The sequence below is a fragment of the Bradyrhizobium mercantei genome (assembly GCF_001982635.1).
Lineage (GTDB): Bacteria > Pseudomonadota > Alphaproteobacteria > Rhizobiales > Xanthobacteraceae > Bradyrhizobium > Bradyrhizobium mercantei.
Window position 1 is genome coordinate 436,588 of record NZ_MKFI01000002.1, and the last position, 17,308, is coordinate 453,895.

The following is a 17,308-nucleotide window of genomic DNA, read 5'->3' on the forward strand; positions in this document are numbered from 1 at the left end:
CTCAGCGTCCGCTGGACATCCCCGCACCGACACTGATGCCGCCACCGAGCTTCACGCAGGTGTCGGAACCCTCGACCTTGACGAAGCCCGGTCCGTACGACGCGCAGGGATTGCTCCGTGCCGCGGGTTTCGACGGCAAGGTTTTCCCGGCGCCGGGAGGTGTCTGGAAATTGCGGCGGTCGGCCTGCTGCGCGAATGCAGCGGCGGGAAGCAGGATGGCGATGGCGAGACAGATCTTGCGCATCCGGCCTTCTATCGCGTGCAGTCGAACGAGGCTAGCGCACGAATTTGACGCCGAACGTCTTGCCCTCGCGCCACACCACTTCGCAGGCGCGCCCGGTGCGGGCGTCGCGCGAAAACGCCAGCCGCAGCTTGGCCGGCAGCGTGTTGTTGTCCTGGACGGTGATCTTTGCGCCCGACGCGGACATGTCCTCGACCACGCAAGGCCGCGCGGCGAATCCGCCGTCGAGCGTGATCCAGCCGGATTGACGCAGCGATTTGCGCGTTTCGCGCTTCTTGGACCCTAAAGCCATCACATCATTCCCGGGCACACGCGTATCGCCGGTCGCTTTACAAAAGGTTGCGAAATCGCCGCGGATTGCAGCGATTGCGGGGTTGTTCACACCTGCCGGGAGGCACGGCAAAGCGCTCGCTTCCGCGATAATCCCTTGAGTTTGCTGGATTTCCGATTTGGCGCTGATGGCGCTCCCTAGCGGAATCGAACCGCTCTCTCCACCGTGAAAGGGTGGCGTCCTAACCGATAGACGAAGGGAGCAAAACTCCCGGCAAATCAACACGTTAGGTGTGATATGCGCCGGACTGGCCGCAACCGTCAACGGCCGCGACGGGCGAACGTATAGTGGCGATTGGCCGGGCGGGCAAGCGTCGAGACACGCTTTTCCCGGGTTGCCGCCCAGATCACACGCGGGAGGTCACCTGCAGGACAATCCGGCCTCGATCGAGGTCCAGAAGCCGCAATGCGGCGGCACATGCGCGTGCGCCCGCGAACCACCGACATGAATCAGGATAGCGGCAGCAAGCGCGACGACGACGGCAGGAACGATGAGTCTGCGGAACGACATGGGGCTGCGCATCGAACGACATCGTGGCCTAACTAAGGCCAGCGGACACGGACCGACATTTCGGAACGGCGCCCCCTCCGATCGCTAGTGATTGCTCGCGACATCCTGCCGGTTGTTCACCTGTGCCGCGACCGGCGTCGTCCGCTTGATGCAGGTGCTGCAGATCACGAGTTTGCGCGCGAGCCGATCGTCCGCATCCTCTTCCGACAGTTGCGCGCCGGAGGTCTCGGCGACGGCCGGTGACGCATTGCGCGCATGGCGGCGCGGCTGCGGCGAATTGGGGTCTTGTCCGGCACCGTCCCAGGCCAGCGGACCTGTTCCGGGCGGCGGTGCCGTCATGCTGTATTGCTGTGAATATTGCGCGCAGGCGCCGAGCGCGATCGGAAGAAACAACACGGCGGCCTTGCGAGCCCAGTTCCGGAATGCAGACATGATCACACTCACACGCTATTCGTACTGCGACCTAAGAGCAGAACCGCTAAGAAATCGTTTGCCCTGATTGTTCCGTCGCATCCAACCGCGACGGCATCAAGACGGGATTGAGGCGTCAAGACGCTAATCCGGAGTCCAACCATGCCAGGCATCAACGGTCGCTTCGACGGCAAGCGCGTGCTCGCCGATCTCAACGCGCTGCGTGCGATCGGCGCCTACAAGACCGGCGTGCACAAGCCGACATTCTCGGAGCCGCATCTGGGCTCGCTCGACTGGCTCGCGACACGCCTGCCCGACGCCGAGCTCACCGCGACGATCGACGGCATCGGCAACGTGTTCGGCACCAGCGCGAAGGCAGGACCGAAACTGCTCGCCGGCTCGCATCTGGAGAGCCAGAATCATGCGGGCTGGCTCGATGGCCCGCTCGGCGTGATCTACGCGCTGGAAGCCGCGCGCGTCATCAATCCCGATCCGGACATTCACGGCGCGGTCGAGGTCGCCTCGTGGTGCGATGAGGAAGGACATTTCGGCAGTTTCCTCGGCAGCCGCTCGTTTGCCGGCAAAGTGACCGAAGCCGATATCGATGCGGCGCGCGACCGCTCGAGCGATCGCACCATGCGACAGGCGTTGCACGATGCGGGCTTCGCCGGACGGCCGCGCCTCAACGCAGAAGCCGGCCGCCATATCGGCTATCTCGAAGCCCATATCGAGCAAGGCGATACGCTCGAAGGCAGCGGGCTCAAGATCGGGATCGTCACCTCGATCGTCGGCATCTGGCAGTATCGCATCAGCTTCACCGGCGCGCAGAACCATGCCGGCACCACGCGGATGGCGGTGCGCAAGGATGCGGGCCTGGCGCTGGCGCGGTTCTGCGTCGCGATCGACGACAGCTTCCCTACCCTGTGCGGACCACGCACGGTCTGGACCACCGGCCGCATCACGCTGGATCCGGGGGCGCCGAGCGTCATCCCGGGCGGCGCCGAGATGCTGTTCCAGATCCGGGACGACAATCCCGAGGTGATCGCTCGTCTCGAGCAACATCTGAATCAGATGGCGGCCGAGGTCACCGCGCAAGGCCGCTGCGCCGTGACCGTCGAGCGCATCCGCACCGGCGTGCCCGCGATGATGACATCAGCGTTCCAGGATACGATCGAGGCCGCGGCTGCAGCCTGCGCCGGCGGCAAGTCGATCCGCATGCCGAGCGGCGCCGGCCACGACGCCCAGGTCCTCGCCACCATCATGCCGGCCGCGATGCTGTTCGTGCCGTCGATCGGCGGCATCAGCCATCACTGGAGCGAGAACACCGCCGATGCCGACATCGTCACGGGGGCCGAGGTGTTTGTCGAAACCTGCCGCCGCCTGCTGGCGGGCTAGCCTCCTCGCGGACGTCCCCCACGGGCAGTGTCGCCGTCAGGTCGGGCCGCCCCGCTCGCCCGATCTCAGCGAAGCCAGCGCATGCGAGCTCTGTACCGTCCCTCTTCGCGCGGTGAAGAAGACGTACAGCAGGCAGACGTCGATCAGGATCGTGCCGGCCATCACGCTGTAGGCCCACGGGCTCTCCATCAGCTTCACTTCGATCAGCACGCGCGACAGACCGAAGCCCACGACCCACGCGTCAAAGCTCATGCAGATCCGGCGAAACGTCTCCGCATCCAGCCGCCGGATCAGCCAGGCGCCGAGCGGTATGCCGACGACAACGCAGGGAACGAGCACGAACAGGATGCTCCGGCTCTCTTCGATGAACAGGCCGAGCTTGTAGTACGCGATCGCAGTCAGGCTGGACTCCGTCACACGGACCAATGCAAGGCCGGCCCGAAACTCGTCTTTGACGAGGCCCTGATTGTTGAACAGGATCGCCAGCGGCGGTCCCGAAATGGTCGTGACCGAGTACAGGATCCCGAGCGTCGTCCCAAAGGGCAAACCGACCAGCCATTTCGACTGGATCGGCCTCCGCCAACCGGCCGCCTGCAGCAGGATCAGCGGCAGAATGATCGAGTAGGTCGCGAACTTGGTCCAGCCGGGCTGCAGCGACGTCAGCGTGAAGGCGCCGACTGCGATTCCCGGCACGAGGCCGATCAGGATCGGCAACACGCGCCGCCAGACGGCCGGAACGCCGCTCAGGTTGATGCAGAGAACATACAGGTTGACGAAAACTTCGACGATGACGACCGCGGGATTGAGGATGCGGTTGGTGTAGAAGACAAGCGCGACCGGCACGGTAAGCGAGGAGAACCCGTAACCCAGCGCACCGTTGACGAAGGCCGCAAACAAAGCGATCACGGCAAGAACGATCACAGCAGAATCAATTGAAAGCATCTTTAGCTTTTACCGGATCTGTCCCTATGCCCGCGACATTATAGCCCAACGCGTGGGGACACTGTGCCGAAACTTGCGACTGCCGGGCGTTACGAAGCTCCCGGGATGTCGTTGGCGGCGGCCACCTTGGCGCCACAGCTACGCACCGTGAAAGTTCGCGGCGATCTGCTGCTCGATGATGCCGTCATGGGCCAAGTTACCGCGCCGGTGCGCCCCTATCGTCACAGCAACCCAGACGCGCCACCCATCATGGTTCGAGGCACCGCCCCGCTCCGCATGGGGCTTCCCCGTCAGGAACCAGGCCCGATAGCCGTTCTGGTTTGATCTGCAACGGCACGCTTCCGCCCGCTTTCGCGAGCCACCGTGGCATATTGGACACGAGAACGGCGTCGGTCGAACCGATTTCCCCCATCGCCCGATTTGCAATCCGCTGAACTTGCTGCCATTTCTTCGGCACGCATCACTTTTGGTGCCATCAAAGGGGCCCGTCCGGCTCATGTTGTTGCTTGAGTCACTTCCGACCGTGATCGGCGCCGCCGCCATCGCTCCCGCACTGCTGGTGTTATGGCTGGTGATTGCCGCCGACGAGCGCCCCGGACCGCCGGTACAGGTGTGGCTTGCCTTCGTGCTCGGCGCGGCCAGCATTTCCCTGCTCGGCCTGGCGCGAATTCCCTTCAATGCGCTGCTCGCCATTCCCGATAATCCCTGGGCGACGCAGGCGGTCCGCGCGGCGTTCGGCGTCGCGGCGCCGGAGGAGATCGTCAAGGTTCTGGTCATCGTCGCCATCTCGACGCGGCGCCGCGCCTTCGCCGATCCGATGGATACGGTGGTCTATGGCGCGGCTGCCGGACTTGGATTTGCCGCCTACGAGAACCTCGCCTATCTGGTCCAGCACAAGGACATGTGGCGCGCGCTCGCCGCGTTGCGCAGCGTACTGACTGTGCCGTTTCACGGCGCGCTCGGCATCATCGCCGGCGCCTACCTTGCGATCGCGCGCTCCGGCGGCGCGCTCGGCGCCTATCGGGGCCACCGCGACTGGGCCCGCATCACCAACTGGGCGCTGGTGCTGGTCGCGCCGGTCGCGCTGCACGCAGCATTCGATTTTCCGCTGCTCGCGCTGCAGCGCATGCCCGATCTCGGCCCGACCGCGCGGCTGCTGCTCGGTTCGGCCAGCGTGCTGGTCGGCTTCTCCTCGATCGGTTTTGCGATCCGCCTGGTGCGCCGCCTCGGCAAGCATCATGCCCCGCGCACTGACGTGGCGCGCGAGCGGCTCAGCCAGCTGCGGCGGATGTGGGCACTGCTCTTGATCGGCGGCGGCACCGGCTTTGCCGGCGTCGCCTTCCTGCTCACCTCGCTGCATCATTGGTACGTCAATCCCGAGCGCAATGCGTCGTTCATCCTGGTCCCGATCGGCTTCACCTCGATCCTGATCGGACTGGCGCTCCTGATCGCGACCACCGCGGTCTACTTCCTCGGCCGCAACCGGATGCGGACCGCCTCGGAGGGCTTTCCGTCCGCGCCCGGCCAGGGTTAGGATAGGTCGCACGCGCGCAGATCCGGAGAGCCGCGATGACCCTGTCCAACGACCTCGACAAGCTGCGATCGCAGATGCAGGCCGCCGTCAAGGCGCACTGGAAGGCGTTCCTGTTCGAAGGCATCCTGCTCGTGGTCCTCGGCATCGCCGCGATGATCGTGCCGGCATTCGCGAGCCTCGCCGTCACCATCTTCCTCGGCTGGATGTTCCTGATCTCCGGCATCGGCGGCTTGATCGTGACGTTCTGGGCGCGGAACATGCCGGGCTTCTGGTGGTCGCTGATTTCGGCCGCGCTCGCCGTGCTGGCCGGCATGGTGCTGCTTGCCCGTCCGATGCAGGGCGTGCTGACGCTGACCATCGTCGTCGGCGCCTATTTCGTCGCCGAGGGCGTCGCCACCATCATGTACGCGCTGGAGCATCGCCGCGAATTATCGGGACGCTGGTCCTGGCTCCTGATCGCCGGCCTGATGGATATCGTGATCGCCTTCTTCATCATCGCCGGGCTGCCCGGCTCGGCAGAATGGGCGATCGGCCTCCTCGTCGGGCTCAACCTGATGTTCGGCGGGGCGACCCTGATCGGCATGGCGTTGGCGGCGCGCAACACCTGACGGCGAACCGCGGCGGGCTTGCATTTGGGGGGTGACAGCCCCAAATGGCTGGGTTATAGAGCCGCCCCATGATCACCGTCGCCACCAGCTATTTTTGGTACTTTAGCTACGACAGCTCGCTGGCGGCAGGAGGATCGCGCTCAATCTGAAGAATTGCAGCAAACGTCCAAAACAAGCCGCCAGACCTGGCGGCTTTTTTGTGCCGGCAGGTCCGAAAAATCCAAAAGGAGCCAGCCGTGTTGAGTACGACAGACGATCTTCGCATCAAGGAATTGAAAGAGCTCAGTACGCCCGAAGAGGTGATGCGGGAGGTCCCCCGCACCCTGACGGCGACCCGCGTCGTGATGGGCGCCCGCAACGCCATCCACGCGATCCTCAACGGCACCGATGACCGCCTGCTGGTCGTCGTCGGCCCCTGCTCCATTCACGATCCCGCGGCGGCCGTCGATTACGCCGAGCACCTCGCCAGCCTGCGCGAGCAGCTCGCCGACCGCCTCGAGATCGTGATGCGGGTCTATTTCGAGAAACCGCGCACCACCGTCGGCTGGAAGGGGCTGATCAACGACCCCGGTCTCGATAACAGCTTCGACATCAACAAGGGCCTGCGGCTTGCCCGCAATGTGCTGTCGGCCGTCAACAATCTCGGCCTGCCCGCCGGCACCGAATTCCTCGACATGACGACGCCGCAATACATCGCCGATCTGGTCTCCTGGGCCGCGATCGGCGCACGCACCACCGAGAGCCAGATCCATCGCGAGCTGGCGTCCGGACTATCCTGCCCGGTCGGCTTCAAGAACAGCACCGATGGTGGCGTGCGGATCGCGGCGGACGCAGTGAAATCGGCGTCGCACCCGCACCACTTCATGGCGGTCACCAAGGGCGGCCGTTCGGCGATCGCCGCAACCAGCGGCAACGAGGACTGCCACGTCATCCTGCGCGGCGGCCGGATGCCGAACTATGATGCCGCAAGCGTCGATGCCGCCGCCGCCGAGCTCGGCCGTGCCGGTGTCGCGGCGCGGCTGATGATCGACACCAGCCACGCCAACAGCAGCAAGAAGCCGGAGAACCAGCCGGCGGTTGCCGCCGACATCGCGCGCCAGGTCGCAGGCGGCGAGCAGCGCATCGTCGGTGTGATGATCGAGAGCAACCTTGTTGCGGGACGCCAGGACGTCGTGCCGGGCAAGGCCCTGACCTACGGCCAGAGCATCACCGATGGCTGCATCGACCTCGCGACGACGGCTGACGTGTTGAAGCAGCTGGCCGATGCCGTCGACGCAAGGCGCAACGTGCGGCGCGACGGTCTGCAGGAGCGTTCGGCCTGACGCGGCCGAACGGATTGAGCGTTGCCGGCGGGGTGGATAGCGCGCTCCGCCGGCCTCTCGCGTGGGTTAGCAACCGCGGCAGATGCTCTTGATCTTCTTGTCGAGCGCAGCGTCTTCCTTGTTGGCCTGGCTGTTCGGATCGCTGATGTTCTTTTCGCTGCCAACGTCGCCGCGGCGCGGCTGACGGTGACCGACCGGCGCCTCCGGCACCCCCGTATTCTTCTGCATGGAGGACGATCCGCCCTGCTGCTGCGCCCAGGCCAGCGACGTTCCAAGCTGGGGCGTTCCGGCCACAACCATCGTCAGAGCCATCAACAAAACTGTCTTCCGCATCTCGCGTCTCCGCTTCTCAACCCTATCGCGCCCGTTCCGGCACCTCGACGGTAGCACAGTTGCGACGCCCCTGCGCTGCGCAATCCTGTACCTTCCGTATATCGGCCATCGCCCCAAGGAGCCAGATTCCCGCGGCCACCAGCACCACAAAGAAGCCGAACATCACAGCATTTTCGATGCTGCGGCTGCCCTCGTGCTCGGGCGGCTCCTGCCGTCCGTCCCCGGCCCCGCCCATATCAGCCTCAGGATTGCGGCGGATAAAGATGAACGTCTCCGCAATAATCCACGATGCGGTAGCGCCGTTCCCCGGAATCTTCACGTTCGCGGGAGGCTGGCTGCGACAAATAGGTCGGGCCGATCGGCGCCTTGCCGTGGCCGCCGGGGATGTCGAGCACATAATCCGGCTGACAGAGCCCGGAGACCCGTCCGCGCAACGCCCGCATCAATTCCTGCCCGTCCTCGATCGTGGTGCGCAAATGCGCGGTGCCGGGCGCAAGGTCGCCGTGGTGCAGGTAGTAAGGCTTGATCCGGCACTCGACGAAGGCGCGCATCAGCGCCGTCAGCGTCGCAGCATCATCATTGATGCCACGCAGCAGGACCGACTGGCTGACCAGTGGAATGCCGGCATCAACGAGGCGCGCGCACGCCGCGCGGGCATTGGCGCCCAACTCGCGCGGATGGTTGGCGTGGATCGCAATCCAGGTCGAAGCTCCTTCGCCCCGCAGTGCCGCGATCATCTCGGGATTGATGCGGCCGGGATCTGCGATCGGGACACGGGTGTGAAGACGGATGATCTTCACGTGATCGATGGCGGCGAGATCGGCCATGATCTCGGCCAGCCTGCGCGGCGACAGCATCAAGGGATCGCCGCCGGTCAGGATGACTTCCCAGACTTCCGGATGGGTGCGGATGTAATTCAGCGCCGCGCGGTAGGCGTCGTCGGACAAGGCCGAAGCCTTTCCCGGTCCGACCATTTCACGCCGGAAACAAAATCGGCAATAGACCGCGCAGACATGGACGAGCTTGAACAGCACCCGGTCCGGATAGCGATGCACGATGCCTGAGACCGGCGAATGGGCATCGTCGCCGATCGGATCGGCGTTCTCGCCTGGCTGCTCGACGAGCTCGTCGGCGCTCGGGACGAACTGCCGCGCGATCGGGTCGGCGGGATCGGCTGGATCGATCAACGCAACGAGCTCCGGCGTCACCGCGACCGCGTAGCGCAGAGCGACCTGCTCGAGCTCGGCAAGGGTGGCAGCCGGCGCGAGGCCGGCATCGACCAGCTCGCGCGGCTGGCGCAGCGTCGCCGCCAGTTTCGGATCGATCCTGTTCATGGCTCTCCTGCAGGCGGTGTCCAGACCACCTGATCAATTCGCGGCGCGCCGCTCGCCAGCATCACCAGCCGGTCGAAGCCGAGCGCGACGCCGCTCGCCTCCGGCATCTGGCCGACCGCGGCGATGAAATCGTCGTCGAGCGGATAGCGCTCGCCGTAACGGCGCGCCTTCTCGTCCATCGCTGCGGTGAAACGATGGCGCTGCTCGGCCGCATCGGTCAGCTCGCCAAAGCCGTTGGCGACCTCGACGCCGCAGGCATAGACCTCGAAGCGTTCGGCGACGCGGGGCTCACCCGCCTTGGTGCGCGCCAGCGCCGCCTCAGGCGACGGATATTCGAACAGCACCGTCAGGCGGCCCTGGCCCAGATTGGGCTCGACATGCTCGACCAGCACCTTGCTGAAAATGTCCGACCAACTGTCGTCATCGGCGATCCGCACCCGCTCGCGTGCGGCCGACGCCAGTGCCTCGCGATCGCCCTCGCCGCTCGAGATCGTCGCCAAGAGATCGATGCCGGCGAAGCGCTCGAAGCCTGCCGCGACGGTCAGCAGCTCCGGCTCGGCAAACGGGTCGGCCATTCTGCCGCGGAAGGCAAACCGGCCGATCCCGGTCGCCTGTGCCGCATGGGCGATCACGACGATCGTATCGGCCATGATCGCGTCATAGCCGGCATTGGCGCGGTACCATTCCAGCATGGTGAACTCGGGCAGATGCAGGTCGCCGCGCTCGCGATCGCGGAACACCCGTGCGAACTCGTAGATCTTCGGCTCGCCGGCCGCGAGCAGCTTCTTGCAGGCGAACTCCGGCGAGGTGCGCAGGTAGCGCGTCGCATGCGAGCCGTCGGCCCGCCTGAGCTCGGTGCGGGGGGCGTGCAGATGCGTCTCGTTGCCAGGCGAGATCTGCAGGATGGCGGTCTCGACCTCGGCAAAGCCCTGCTCCTCGAACCAGGCCCGCAGCGCCCGCGTGATCGCGGTCCGCGCCTGCAGGAATGGCCTGCGGTCGGCGTAGCGTTGCGGCGTCCACCACGGCGAGGGCTGGTCGTGAGCGGTCATCGCCAGTCTGCTCCGGCGGTTGCGGATTCAACATCAACAAGCCCCCGCCTCCAATTAAGAGTCGAATGCAAATGGTTGATTCCAAACAGATACATGATCCACACGGCCTGGGCCTCCGCGGAACGCGGCGAAGCTGATCCCTTTCTTGTCGAAAGATGCCGGCGTTGTCCATGCGCAGTCTCGGCTGAACCTGATCGGGTGGTCCAGCGTCCCACACCCAGTTCAACTGGAACGGATCAAGCCATGTTCCGCCGATTGCGAACCGCTGGATGCACTTTGCTGCTCGGGTTGGCCCTGCTCGCGCCGGCCAATGCCGACGGCCCGGGAAAGCAGTTCAAGCGCGTCACCGATGCACCCACCTTCACCTCACCGGACGGCACGGTTCGGCTCGAGCAATACGCGCGCGACATGGGCGATGATGGTCTGCTGTTTCAGTTCTGGACCTTCGACCTCACCCACAAGCACACCTCTCTCCTGAATAAGGGTGAAACCACCGATCAGGCCGGATATCAGGCCGGCTTCCGCTTCAGCCCCGACAGTCAGTGGCTGGTGCGGATGCAGAAGATTGGCTCGGGGGTTCAGACGCTGTTCCTCTACAAGCGCAGCGGCGACCGGTTCGCACCGGCAACCGCAAAACCGCTCGGCGATGCCGCCTGGGACTATTTCTTCACCCAGCCGGCCGCCACAGGCGTTCGACACGATCCCAAAGACCCCTATTCGCTCGATCATATGCGAGTGGGCCTGATCAAGGGGCTGGAGGACAACTACGCTGGGCTCGGCGAGCATTGGCCCGATAGCCGCTACCTGGTGATCGGCCTGTCGTTCGACATTCAGGGCGAGGAGACGCCGTTTCCCTGGGTCGAGGACTGGCGCTGCCTCTATGACCTGAAAACCGGGACATTCTCGGTTCCTGCGAGCTTCGCCGAGCACAACGAGAAGGCACGAAAAACGCCCGATCCGGCCCGAAAATAGCGCCTGATGGCACGGCCAGAACGGTTGGCAACCTGCCGAAATTAGCCGCAAAAGACTGGCATCTCAGCGACAAATCAGTATGTTGCAGCCCGAAATCGCCGCCATGGCCGAGGGCTGCCGAACCGGTTTGCGCCCTTAGGCTCCCAAATTCAGGAAAACACCTTTGAAAGTCATCGCCAGTTCCATCCGCAAGGGCAACGTCATCGAGCAGGACGGCAAGCTCTACGTGGTCCTCTCCGCCGAAAACATTCATCCCGGCAAGGGCACCCCGGTCAGCCAGATCGAAATGCGCCGCATCGGCGACGGCGTGAAGGTGTCGGAGCGCTACAAGACCACCGACCAGGTCGAGAAGGCCACCGTCGAGGACCACAACTACAACTACCTCTATGAAGACGGCGACGGCTTCCACTTCATGAACAACGACAATTACGACCAGGTCCAGGTCTCCAAGGAGATCATCGGTTCGTCGGCGCCGTATCTGCAGGAGAACATGACCGTGAAGCTGTCGATGCACGACGGCAATCCGGTTGCGATCCAGCTGCCGCAGCGCGTGACGCTGGAAGTGGTGGAGACCGAGCCCGTGACCAAGGGCCAGACCGCCTCGTCGTCCTACAAGCCCGCGGTGCTCTCCAACGGCATCCGCACCGGCGTGCCGCCGCACGTTTCCACCGGCACGCGCATCGTCGTCATGACCGAGGACGGCTCCTACGTTGAACGCGCCAAGGATTAAACAAGGATTAGGCGCTAGTTTCTCTGGAGATTCGAACCGGGGGGTGCAGTGAACAGGAAGGTGGTCAGCTTCATCAGTTGCTGGCTGGCAGCCCTGCTCTCGCCTCCTCCCGGCGCCCATGCCGACGAGTTCCGGACGCCTTCGATCTCGGCCATGCGGGTCGAATGGCGTGCGGTGGTTGACCAGCTGCGGCAGGAGATCACCGCCCACCCGGCCATCGCGGCGAACTTCACCTTCGCCGGACAACGCCGCGTCCCCGCCACCGATCCGCGCGCGACACCCGCGCTGGTGCAGCTGAACGCGGTGACCGCAGGGTTCTTCCCCGGCATCGCGCGCAGCCCGATCCCGGTGCTGCTGCCGTTCGACGCCGCAGGCTATCTCGAGGCGCGGCAAAGCGGCATCCCGGACAATGCGCCGGTCGCGCGCTTTCAGGCCGATTTCCGCGCTGTCGACTTCTTCGACGCCGGTGCGTCCGGCTACGACGCGGTGTTCTCGCTCGACCCCGGCGCCGGCGACGGCATGCCGCCGCGGACCTTTGCAAAGCCGGTCGAGGTGCAGATCTCGGGCTCGATCCTGGTCTACGACCTCGCCGACCGGCTCGGCGGCAAGGGCGAGCCGGTCAAGACGCTGGCGGCACAGTTTCCGGACATGCGCCGCTTCATCCGCGAAGGCTATGTCCGCTACGCCTTCACCCGCTTCGGGATTCCCTATGTGGTCTCGATCCAGTGCCTCGACAGCGCGCCGCGGCCGAAGCGGCTGGCCTGCCGCGAGGCCACGCCGGTCGCCGAACGCTTCCTGAAGGCATTGCGCATTGCCGGCGGCCAGCCGTCGCGGCCGCGCAGCGACATCGCCTCCGGCATCGCCGAGCGGCCGATCACGCCATCGGCCGACTTCACCTACCACCCGAGCGGCGACATCATCGCGGGCAGCGGCGGCCGCAGGCAGCAAGGCGGCCATGCCGACTTCACCGTCTATTCGCAGATCCGCTTTCCGCTGCAGAAGGCGCCGGCCTTCGCCCACTCGCAATCCTTTCCGAAGCGCGGGCGGCTCGACGCGTATCCCTGGCAGGACAATTTCTGCGAGGCGCGCAGCTTCGAGGTCGGCCAATGCGCGAGCGGCTACGGCCATCAGGGCCAGGACATCCGCCCGGGCGCGTGTCCGGCCGACAGCACGGATGGTTGCGATCCGCGGCAGCAGGCGGTCGTCGCGGTGCGCGACAGCATCGTGATCCGCTCGGCGCAGCAGCAGGCCGCGACATTGCAGGTCAACACCCGCACCGAGCACGTGCGCTTCCGCTACATGCACATGAACCCGTCGGTGATGGACGCTGACGGCCTGCTCAACGGACGCCGCGTCAGCGAGGGCGAGAAGGTCGGTGTGGTCTCGAACTACCTCGACCATCCCAACGGAACGTCACGGCATCTGCATTTCGACGTGCAGGTATTCACGCGCGACGGCTGGCTGTGGGTCAATCCCTACACCACGCTCGTGTCGGCCTATGAGCGGCTGATCCGCGGCCGCGGCCGCGAGATCGGACCGGAGCCCGGAGTTGCGGCCGCCGTGGCCCACGCCCTGCCCGACGACGTCGTGCATCGGATCGACACCCAGGAAGGCGGCGGCAACTAGCGCATGATCCGGAAAAGTGCGAAGCGGTTTTCCGAAAAGATCATGCTCAACGATGACGCTAGGGCGCGACGACGATTCAATTCAATCTCGCCGCGACGGTCATTCCTGCCGGCGTGAGTAGGAGACCGGATACGCGGCCGACCGCGCCTCGATCATCGGATCCTGCACCTCGATGCCGGACGGAAGCGCGTTCGGCAGGAACAGCAACTGCCGCTGGGCGGCGTCGCTGTCCTGGACCGCTTTCGTGATCGAGATCGTGCCGAGTTCGACGGTCTGTCGCGTGTCGGGCCAGGAGATCGACGGATCGTCGAGCTTGTCGTCGGCCGCGGCGAGTTGAAGCAGCAGCCTGAAATTGACCGGCCCCTGCGCGACCCGCGCCCGGATCTCCGTGCTCAGATAGTCCGCCGCTTTCTTTGCCGCCTCCTCGTTGCTCAGGAAGTGCGCGCCGGCCACCGGCTGGAATTGATAGCGGCCATAGGTGGCCTTTCCGGCGCCGTTGACGAACTTGAAGGTGTTGACGCCGAAATATGGCAGCGTGCCGTAGCTCTCGGGCGCCGGCTTCGGCGCGGTCAGGAAAGCCTTCGCGACGGGATGCGTCGCCAGATACTTGTCGAGCGGCGTCGGCTTGGCGGCGTTGGCACCGCTGCTTCCCAACGCAACCAGCAAATCGTGAAAGTCGTCCGCGTTGGGCGAAGGAAAGCCGTTGAACGAGTGCGCAACGATGTCGCTGTCGCTGCCGTCGGGTAGCTTGAACTTGATCGCAAAGCCGCGCGGACTGGCCAGTTCGTGATTGTCGGGAATGTCGGGAATCCCGGCAAAGTCCGAGAAGCGCACTGTCACGGGCACCGCCGTGCTTTGCAGATGCGGCGCCTTGCTGATGCTTGATGCCTGCGCGCCGGGTGTGAACGTGCCCTCCAGCACAATGCCCTTGGCGTGAACCGCACGCGCACCGGGGTGCTTGCCGAACACGCCGTTCAGGGCATCGACCAGTTGCTCCGGCGTCGATGTCTGGGGAGCCGGCGTCTGGGCGCCGGCGGCGCCCGTGAAGCCGAGCGAGATCGCAAGCATGAAGAACGGCAAGGAACGAGGCATGATCCGACTCCAGGATGAGAGAAAACGAGATCGCCGTTTCACGGCTCCGCCGCCGCGTCGGCAAGATTAGTCCAGAACGGAAGGCGAAGTCGGATCTATTTCAGTTCGCCGGTGATGAACTGCGCCCGCCCCATGCCGAACGACCAGTCCTCGTCGTCATTGATCACGAAATTGATGACGAGATCGCTCGGCGCGATCCCGCAGGCCGACGACAGCCGCTCGGCGAGGACCCGATAGAAATCCAGCTTCAGCGCCTGGTCGCGCGGCCGGCTGGTCAATTGCAGCATCACGAGCTTATCCGTCCGGCCGATACCGAGCCCGGTATCGAGCGCGACGACGCGTGATCGCGGATGAACATGCACGACCTGGTAGCGGTCACGCGGCGGCACGCGGAGGGTTTCGACCAGCACTTCGTGAGTGACGTCCAGCAGCCGCTGGACTTCGGCATCGCTTCGTCCCTCGATCAAATCAAAACGCAGAAACGGCATGTTGGTGGCTCCTTGCTCGACCTGCCGAGGACATAGGTTTAGGTGCAACTGCCGGCGATCAGTTGCACCGCGCGCGGCGAGCCGACTGGAGCGGAGGTGATCCGTTCTCCATCAACTTCGATGTCTTGGATTTTTGCCGTGCCCGTTCGCCGATCTCGACGTCGGCCTTCAGAGCGAACTGAACCGCGCTCTCGCAGGCTGTTTGAGCATGCCGCGGAGCAAAAGAACAATTATTATGCGAGATGGTTGCGATCTGAATCGCAGATCACGTCTCGACGCGGCGCCAAACCGAACGAGCCGATGGCCCTTATTTCTTCCAGGGCGCATCGCCGCGCGCCGCGGCTGCCGCGAAGACGCCCTGCTCGTAATCGATGAAGGCGCGGATCATCGCGCGATAGGCGGCTTCCGCGACCTTCGGCGACAGCCCGTCCGCTTCCGCCAGCGCCATCGCCTTCTTCACGACCGCCTCGGCGCGCTCAGGTGCCTCGACCTGCGCGGGGTTGGCCTTGAAGCGGGCGGCTTCATGGACGTAGCGGCCGCGCTCGGCCATCAGGCGCACGATCTCGCGGTCGAGCCGGTCGATATTGCTGCGCACCTCGCCAAGCGTCTTGCAGCAGGCACCGTTGTCGACGGTGGGGCTGCCCCACAGCGCCGGCGCATTGGTCGCGGGCTCCTCGGCCCAGACCACGACGGGAACCAGAAGCACCAACAAAACGACCGGCAATCGCATCGAACGCCTCCCCGTCAGCGCGCACGCCCCGGCGATTGTTATGCCGATTTTGTACGCCTATGGAAGCCACGATGGCCGGATGCTGCCTTGGAGCGGTCAACCGATGTCCATTGCGGCCAGCACCTCACCCACCTTCTTCTGGGCATCCGGGGGCAACGGCAAGATCGGCCGCGGCGGCTCGGCCGCACAGATCCCCTTGAGATTGGCGATCGCGTAGGCAACCCGCAAGCTCGAGAAGGTCTTGAGCAGGTGCCAGACCGGCTCGAGACGCGCGTCAAGCTGCCTCGCCCTGGCGGCATCGCCGCTCGCCGCGGCTCGCACGATCTCAAAGCAGATCCTCGGGAACACACCTGCGAGAACGCTGTACCAGGTCTCGCCGCCCGCCAGCAGCGCCTCGGTGCAGTTCCAGTCGGCACTGTAACCCAGCGAGAAACCGCTCGGAACGATGGCGCGCAATTCGGCGATATGGCCGGCGAGCGTGGACGCGTCCAACGCGGGGCTCTTCACCGCGATGATCCCGTCCAGTTGACTGAGGCGGCCAACCAGGGCCGGCGTGAAGCGAAAATGCGTGGTGCCCGGATTGTCGTAGATGCAGATCGGCAATCCGCTCTCGCGTACCACGGTTTGAAAATGCTCGAACACCTCGTCATCCGTCAACGGTGTGTAGGAGACCGCGGCCAACAGGCCTGCCGCCGCGCCGGCATCACGCGCATCCTGCGCCAGCCGCACCGCATCGTCGGTGCGTAGCGCGCCGACGCCGACCAGGATCGGCGTCTTGCCCGCCATGGCGACAGCGGCCTGCACGGCGCGCCGACGCTCGTCGCGGCTGAAATACGGATACGAGCCGGTGCTGCCGAGCAACCCGATCGAATCCACCTTCGCGGCGATCAGCGGCTCCAGCAACGCGCGGAGCGCTCCCGCGTCGACTTCCCCGTCCCGATTGGAGGGCGTGATCGGGAAGGCAGAAAGCCCGTTGAGATTGACCATCGGTTGCTCCTCTTCGGCGGCCAGCGCGCGGCGAAATCGCGCGCCGACGTCACTGCCGCACCATCAATCGCCATGCGCAGTCCCGCTTGCAAGGTCCAGTTTGCTACCGAGTTCACGGCAAACTGGTCCAGTGCGCGACAGCTCCCGCGCCCGCCGATTATTCCAGCATCGTCGTCAGCTGCGCGCCTTCATCCGCCACGAACACCGCGATCAGCTCCGCCGGCTCCGTGGTGCTCGCATTGGCCGAGACCATGTGGGTCGACCCCGGCGGCTCGAAGAAGGACTGCCCGACATGGAAGGTTTCCACCGGTCCGCCGCCGAGCTGCGAGCGGATCTCGCCCTTGGTGATGTAGGCCGTTACCGAGCCGGAATGGCGGTGCGGCGGCGTGAAACCGCCCGGACCGTAGAACACGCGCACCACCGTGACACGCTTGCCCGCGACGTTCGGCAGTGCATGCGAGGTGATCACCTCGACCTTGTCGAGCGGCGACGCCGCATTGGCGCTGGCGCAGAGCGGCGCGATCACCGCCGAGATCGCATCCATCGGGGTCGGCAAGGCCTTCCCGATCACGAAGGCGCAGGAAAGTCCCGCGACCACGGCCAGCATGACCGGCCGCGGCGGCCGGGCGAATGGAAGAGATGGCGTCATCGTCATCGAGGTCATCGGTTCGTC

General features: G+C 65.2%; 20 protein-coding genes and 1 tRNA gene. 7 read left to right on the forward strand and 14 right to left on the reverse strand.

Annotated features, from left to right (window positions below):
* Nucleotide 1: 1 nt before the first annotated feature.
* The 5 genes from BI327_RS09665 to BI327_RS09680 form a co-directional block, all read right to left on the reverse strand.
* Nucleotides 2–244 (reverse strand): hypothetical protein, encoded by a 243-nt coding sequence (locus BI327_RS09665; protein WP_076859962.1) that lies wholly within the window; start codon nucleotides 242–244, stop codon nucleotides 2–4.
* A gap of 31 nt (nucleotides 245–275) precedes the next feature.
* Nucleotides 276–533 (reverse strand): PilZ domain-containing protein, encoded by a 258-nt coding sequence (locus tag BI327_RS09670; RefSeq protein WP_076859964.1) that lies wholly within the window; start codon nucleotides 531–533, stop codon nucleotides 276–278.
* A 167-nt stretch (nucleotides 534–700) separates the two neighbouring features.
* A tRNA-Glu gene (locus BI327_RS09675) sits at nucleotides 701–775 on the reverse strand.
* Nucleotides 776–932: 157 nt separating this feature from the next.
* On the reverse strand, nucleotides 933–1,094 hold the full coding sequence (locus BI327_RS42645) for a hypothetical protein (protein ID WP_210191201.1): 162 nt from the start codon (nucleotides 1,092–1,094) through the stop codon (nucleotides 933–935).
* A gap of 72 nt (nucleotides 1,095–1,166) precedes the next feature.
* Nucleotides 1,167–1,514, reverse strand: a complete 348-nt coding sequence (locus BI327_RS09680) for a hypothetical protein (protein WP_076859967.1) — start codon at nucleotides 1,512–1,514, stop codon at nucleotides 1,167–1,169.
* Between the two features lie 141 nt (nucleotides 1,515–1,655).
* On the opposite strand from BI327_RS09680, the gene BI327_RS09685 reads away from it, so the two are divergent.
* Nucleotides 1,656–2,888 (forward strand): Zn-dependent hydrolase, encoded by a 1,233-nt coding sequence (locus BI327_RS09685; protein WP_076859969.1) that lies wholly within the window; start codon nucleotides 1,656–1,658, stop codon nucleotides 2,886–2,888.
* Between the two features lie 36 nt (nucleotides 2,889–2,924).
* Here BI327_RS09685 and BI327_RS09690 read toward each other — a convergent pair whose 3' ends face one another.
* Complete coding sequence (locus BI327_RS09690) at nucleotides 2,925–3,830, reverse strand: sulfite exporter TauE/SafE family protein (protein ID WP_076859971.1); 906 nt, start codon at nucleotides 3,828–3,830, stop codon at nucleotides 2,925–2,927.
* 496 nt (nucleotides 3,831–4,326) lie between these two features.
* On the opposite strand from BI327_RS09690, the gene BI327_RS09695 reads away from it, so the two are divergent.
* The 3 genes from BI327_RS09695 (at nucleotide 4,327) to BI327_RS09705 (ending at nucleotide 7,294) form a co-directional block, all read left to right on the forward strand.
* A complete protein-coding gene (locus BI327_RS09695) occupies nucleotides 4,327–5,364 on the forward strand; it encodes a PrsW family glutamic-type intramembrane protease (RefSeq protein ID WP_076859973.1) in 1,038 nt (345 codons plus the stop codon).
* A 35-nt stretch (nucleotides 5,365–5,399) separates the two neighbouring features.
* Nucleotides 5,400–5,972, forward strand: coding sequence for an HdeD family acid-resistance protein (locus BI327_RS09700; RefSeq protein ID WP_076859975.1), 573 nt, complete (start codon nucleotides 5,400–5,402; stop codon nucleotides 5,970–5,972).
* 236 nt (nucleotides 5,973–6,208) lie between these two features.
* Nucleotides 6,209–7,294 carry a 3-deoxy-7-phosphoheptulonate synthase gene (locus BI327_RS09705; protein WP_076859977.1) on the forward strand — a complete coding sequence of 362 codons (1,086 nt, stop codon included), beginning with the start codon at nucleotides 6,209–6,211 and terminating at the stop codon, nucleotides 7,292–7,294.
* A gap of 66 nt (nucleotides 7,295–7,360) precedes the next feature.
* Here BI327_RS09705 and BI327_RS09710 read toward each other — a convergent pair whose 3' ends face one another.
* From BI327_RS09710 to epmA, 3 genes are all read right to left on the reverse strand, one after another.
* Nucleotides 7,361–7,627 (reverse strand): hypothetical protein, encoded by a 267-nt coding sequence (locus tag BI327_RS09710; protein ID WP_076859979.1) that lies wholly within the window; start codon nucleotides 7,625–7,627, stop codon nucleotides 7,361–7,363.
* Between the two features lie 242 nt (nucleotides 7,628–7,869).
* Nucleotides 7,870–8,961, reverse strand: a complete 1,092-nt coding sequence (locus BI327_RS09720; RefSeq protein WP_076859983.1) for a lysine-2,3-aminomutase-like protein — start codon at nucleotides 8,959–8,961, stop codon at nucleotides 7,870–7,872.
* A complete protein-coding gene (epmA, locus tag BI327_RS09725) occupies nucleotides 8,958–10,010 on the reverse strand; it encodes an EF-P lysine aminoacylase EpmA (RefSeq protein WP_076859985.1) in 1,053 nt (350 codons plus the stop codon). Before epmA ends, BI327_RS09720 begins: the two co-directional genes overlap by 4 nt.
* A gap of 288 nt (nucleotides 10,011–10,298) precedes the next feature.
* Between epmA and BI327_RS09730 the strand changes: the two genes are divergently transcribed.
* From BI327_RS09730 to BI327_RS09740, 3 genes are all read left to right on the forward strand, one after another.
* Complete coding sequence (locus BI327_RS09730; RefSeq protein WP_143271566.1) at nucleotides 10,299–10,982, forward strand: hypothetical protein; 684 nt, start codon at nucleotides 10,299–10,301, stop codon at nucleotides 10,980–10,982.
* A gap of 163 nt (nucleotides 10,983–11,145) precedes the next feature.
* Nucleotides 11,146–11,712 (forward strand): elongation factor P, encoded by a 567-nt coding sequence (gene efp / locus BI327_RS09735; RefSeq protein ID WP_050629376.1) that lies wholly within the window; start codon nucleotides 11,146–11,148, stop codon nucleotides 11,710–11,712.
* Nucleotides 11,713–11,760: 48 nt separating this feature from the next.
* Nucleotides 11,761–13,338 (forward strand): peptidoglycan DD-metalloendopeptidase family protein, encoded by a 1,578-nt coding sequence (locus BI327_RS09740; RefSeq protein ID WP_076859989.1) that lies wholly within the window; start codon nucleotides 11,761–11,763, stop codon nucleotides 13,336–13,338.
* A gap of 99 nt (nucleotides 13,339–13,437) precedes the next feature.
* Here the strand turns inward: BI327_RS09740 and BI327_RS09745 are convergent, their stop codons facing one another.
* The 5 genes from BI327_RS09745 to BI327_RS09765 form a co-directional block, all read right to left on the reverse strand.
* Complete coding sequence (locus BI327_RS09745) at nucleotides 13,438–14,430, reverse strand: catalase family peroxidase (protein ID WP_076859991.1); 993 nt, start codon at nucleotides 14,428–14,430, stop codon at nucleotides 13,438–13,440.
* Between the two features lie 95 nt (nucleotides 14,431–14,525).
* Nucleotides 14,526–14,918 (reverse strand): tautomerase family protein, encoded by a 393-nt coding sequence (locus BI327_RS09750; protein ID WP_076859993.1) that lies wholly within the window; start codon nucleotides 14,916–14,918, stop codon nucleotides 14,526–14,528.
* Between the two features lie 307 nt (nucleotides 14,919–15,225).
* A complete protein-coding gene (locus tag BI327_RS09755; protein ID WP_083742006.1) occupies nucleotides 15,226–15,648 on the reverse strand; it encodes a chorismate mutase in 423 nt (140 codons plus the stop codon).
* 96 nt (nucleotides 15,649–15,744) lie between these two features.
* A complete protein-coding gene (locus tag BI327_RS09760) occupies nucleotides 15,745–16,635 on the reverse strand; it encodes a dihydrodipicolinate synthase family protein (protein ID WP_076859996.1) in 891 nt (296 codons plus the stop codon).
* A 157-nt stretch (nucleotides 16,636–16,792) separates the two neighbouring features.
* Nucleotides 16,793–17,299: a cupin domain-containing protein gene (locus BI327_RS09765; protein WP_076859998.1), complete on the reverse strand. Its 507-nt coding sequence runs from the start codon at nucleotides 17,297–17,299 to the stop codon at nucleotides 16,793–16,795.
* Nucleotides 17,300–17,308: the final 9 nt, after the last annotated feature.

Coding starts and splice junctions, on each gene's coding strand:
- BI327_RS09665 (WP_076859962.1), bottom strand. CDS start 244: ATGCGCAAGATCTGTCTCGCCATCGCCATCCTGCTTCCCGCCGCTGCA.
- BI327_RS09670 (WP_076859964.1), bottom strand. CDS start 533: ATGGCTTTAGGGTCCAAGAAGCGCGAAACGCGCAAATCGCTGCGTCAA.
- BI327_RS42645 (WP_210191201.1), bottom strand. CDS start 1,094: ATGCGCAGCCCCATGTCGTTCCGCAGACTCATCGTTCCTGCCGTCGTC.
- BI327_RS09680 (WP_076859967.1), bottom strand. CDS start 1,514: ATGTCTGCATTCCGGAACTGGGCTCGCAAGGCCGCCGTGTTGTTTCTT.
- BI327_RS09685 (WP_076859969.1), top strand. CDS start 1,656: ATGCCAGGCATCAACGGTCGCTTCGACGGCAAGCGCGTGCTCGCCGAT.
- BI327_RS09690 (WP_076859971.1), bottom strand. CDS start 3,830: ATGCTTTCAATTGATTCTGCTGTGATCGTTCTTGCCGTGATCGCTTTG.
- BI327_RS09695 (WP_076859973.1), top strand. CDS start 4,327: ATGTTGTTGCTTGAGTCACTTCCGACCGTGATCGGCGCCGCCGCCATC.
- BI327_RS09700 (WP_076859975.1), top strand. CDS start 5,400: ATGACCCTGTCCAACGACCTCGACAAGCTGCGATCGCAGATGCAGGCC.
- BI327_RS09710 (WP_076859979.1), bottom strand. CDS start 7,627: ATGCGGAAGACAGTTTTGTTGATGGCTCTGACGATGGTTGTGGCCGGA.
- BI327_RS09720 (WP_076859983.1), bottom strand. CDS start 8,961: ATGAACAGGATCGATCCGAAACTGGCGGCGACGCTGCGCCAGCCGCGC.
- epmA (WP_076859985.1), bottom strand. CDS start 10,010: ATGACCGCTCACGACCAGCCCTCGCCGTGGTGGACGCCGCAACGCTAC.
- BI327_RS09745 (WP_076859991.1), bottom strand. CDS start 14,430: ATGCCTCGTTCCTTGCCGTTCTTCATGCTTGCGATCTCGCTCGGCTTC.
- BI327_RS09750 (WP_076859993.1), bottom strand. CDS start 14,918: ATGCCGTTTCTGCGTTTTGATTTGATCGAGGGACGAAGCGATGCCGAA.
- BI327_RS09755 (WP_083742006.1), bottom strand. CDS start 15,648: ATGCGATTGCCGGTCGTTTTGTTGGTGCTTCTGGTTCCCGTCGTGGTC.
- BI327_RS09760 (WP_076859996.1), bottom strand. CDS start 16,635: ATGGTCAATCTCAACGGGCTTTCTGCCTTCCCGATCACGCCCTCCAAT.
- BI327_RS09765 (WP_076859998.1), bottom strand. CDS start 17,299: ATGACCTCGATGACGATGACGCCATCTCTTCCATTCGCCCGGCCGCCG.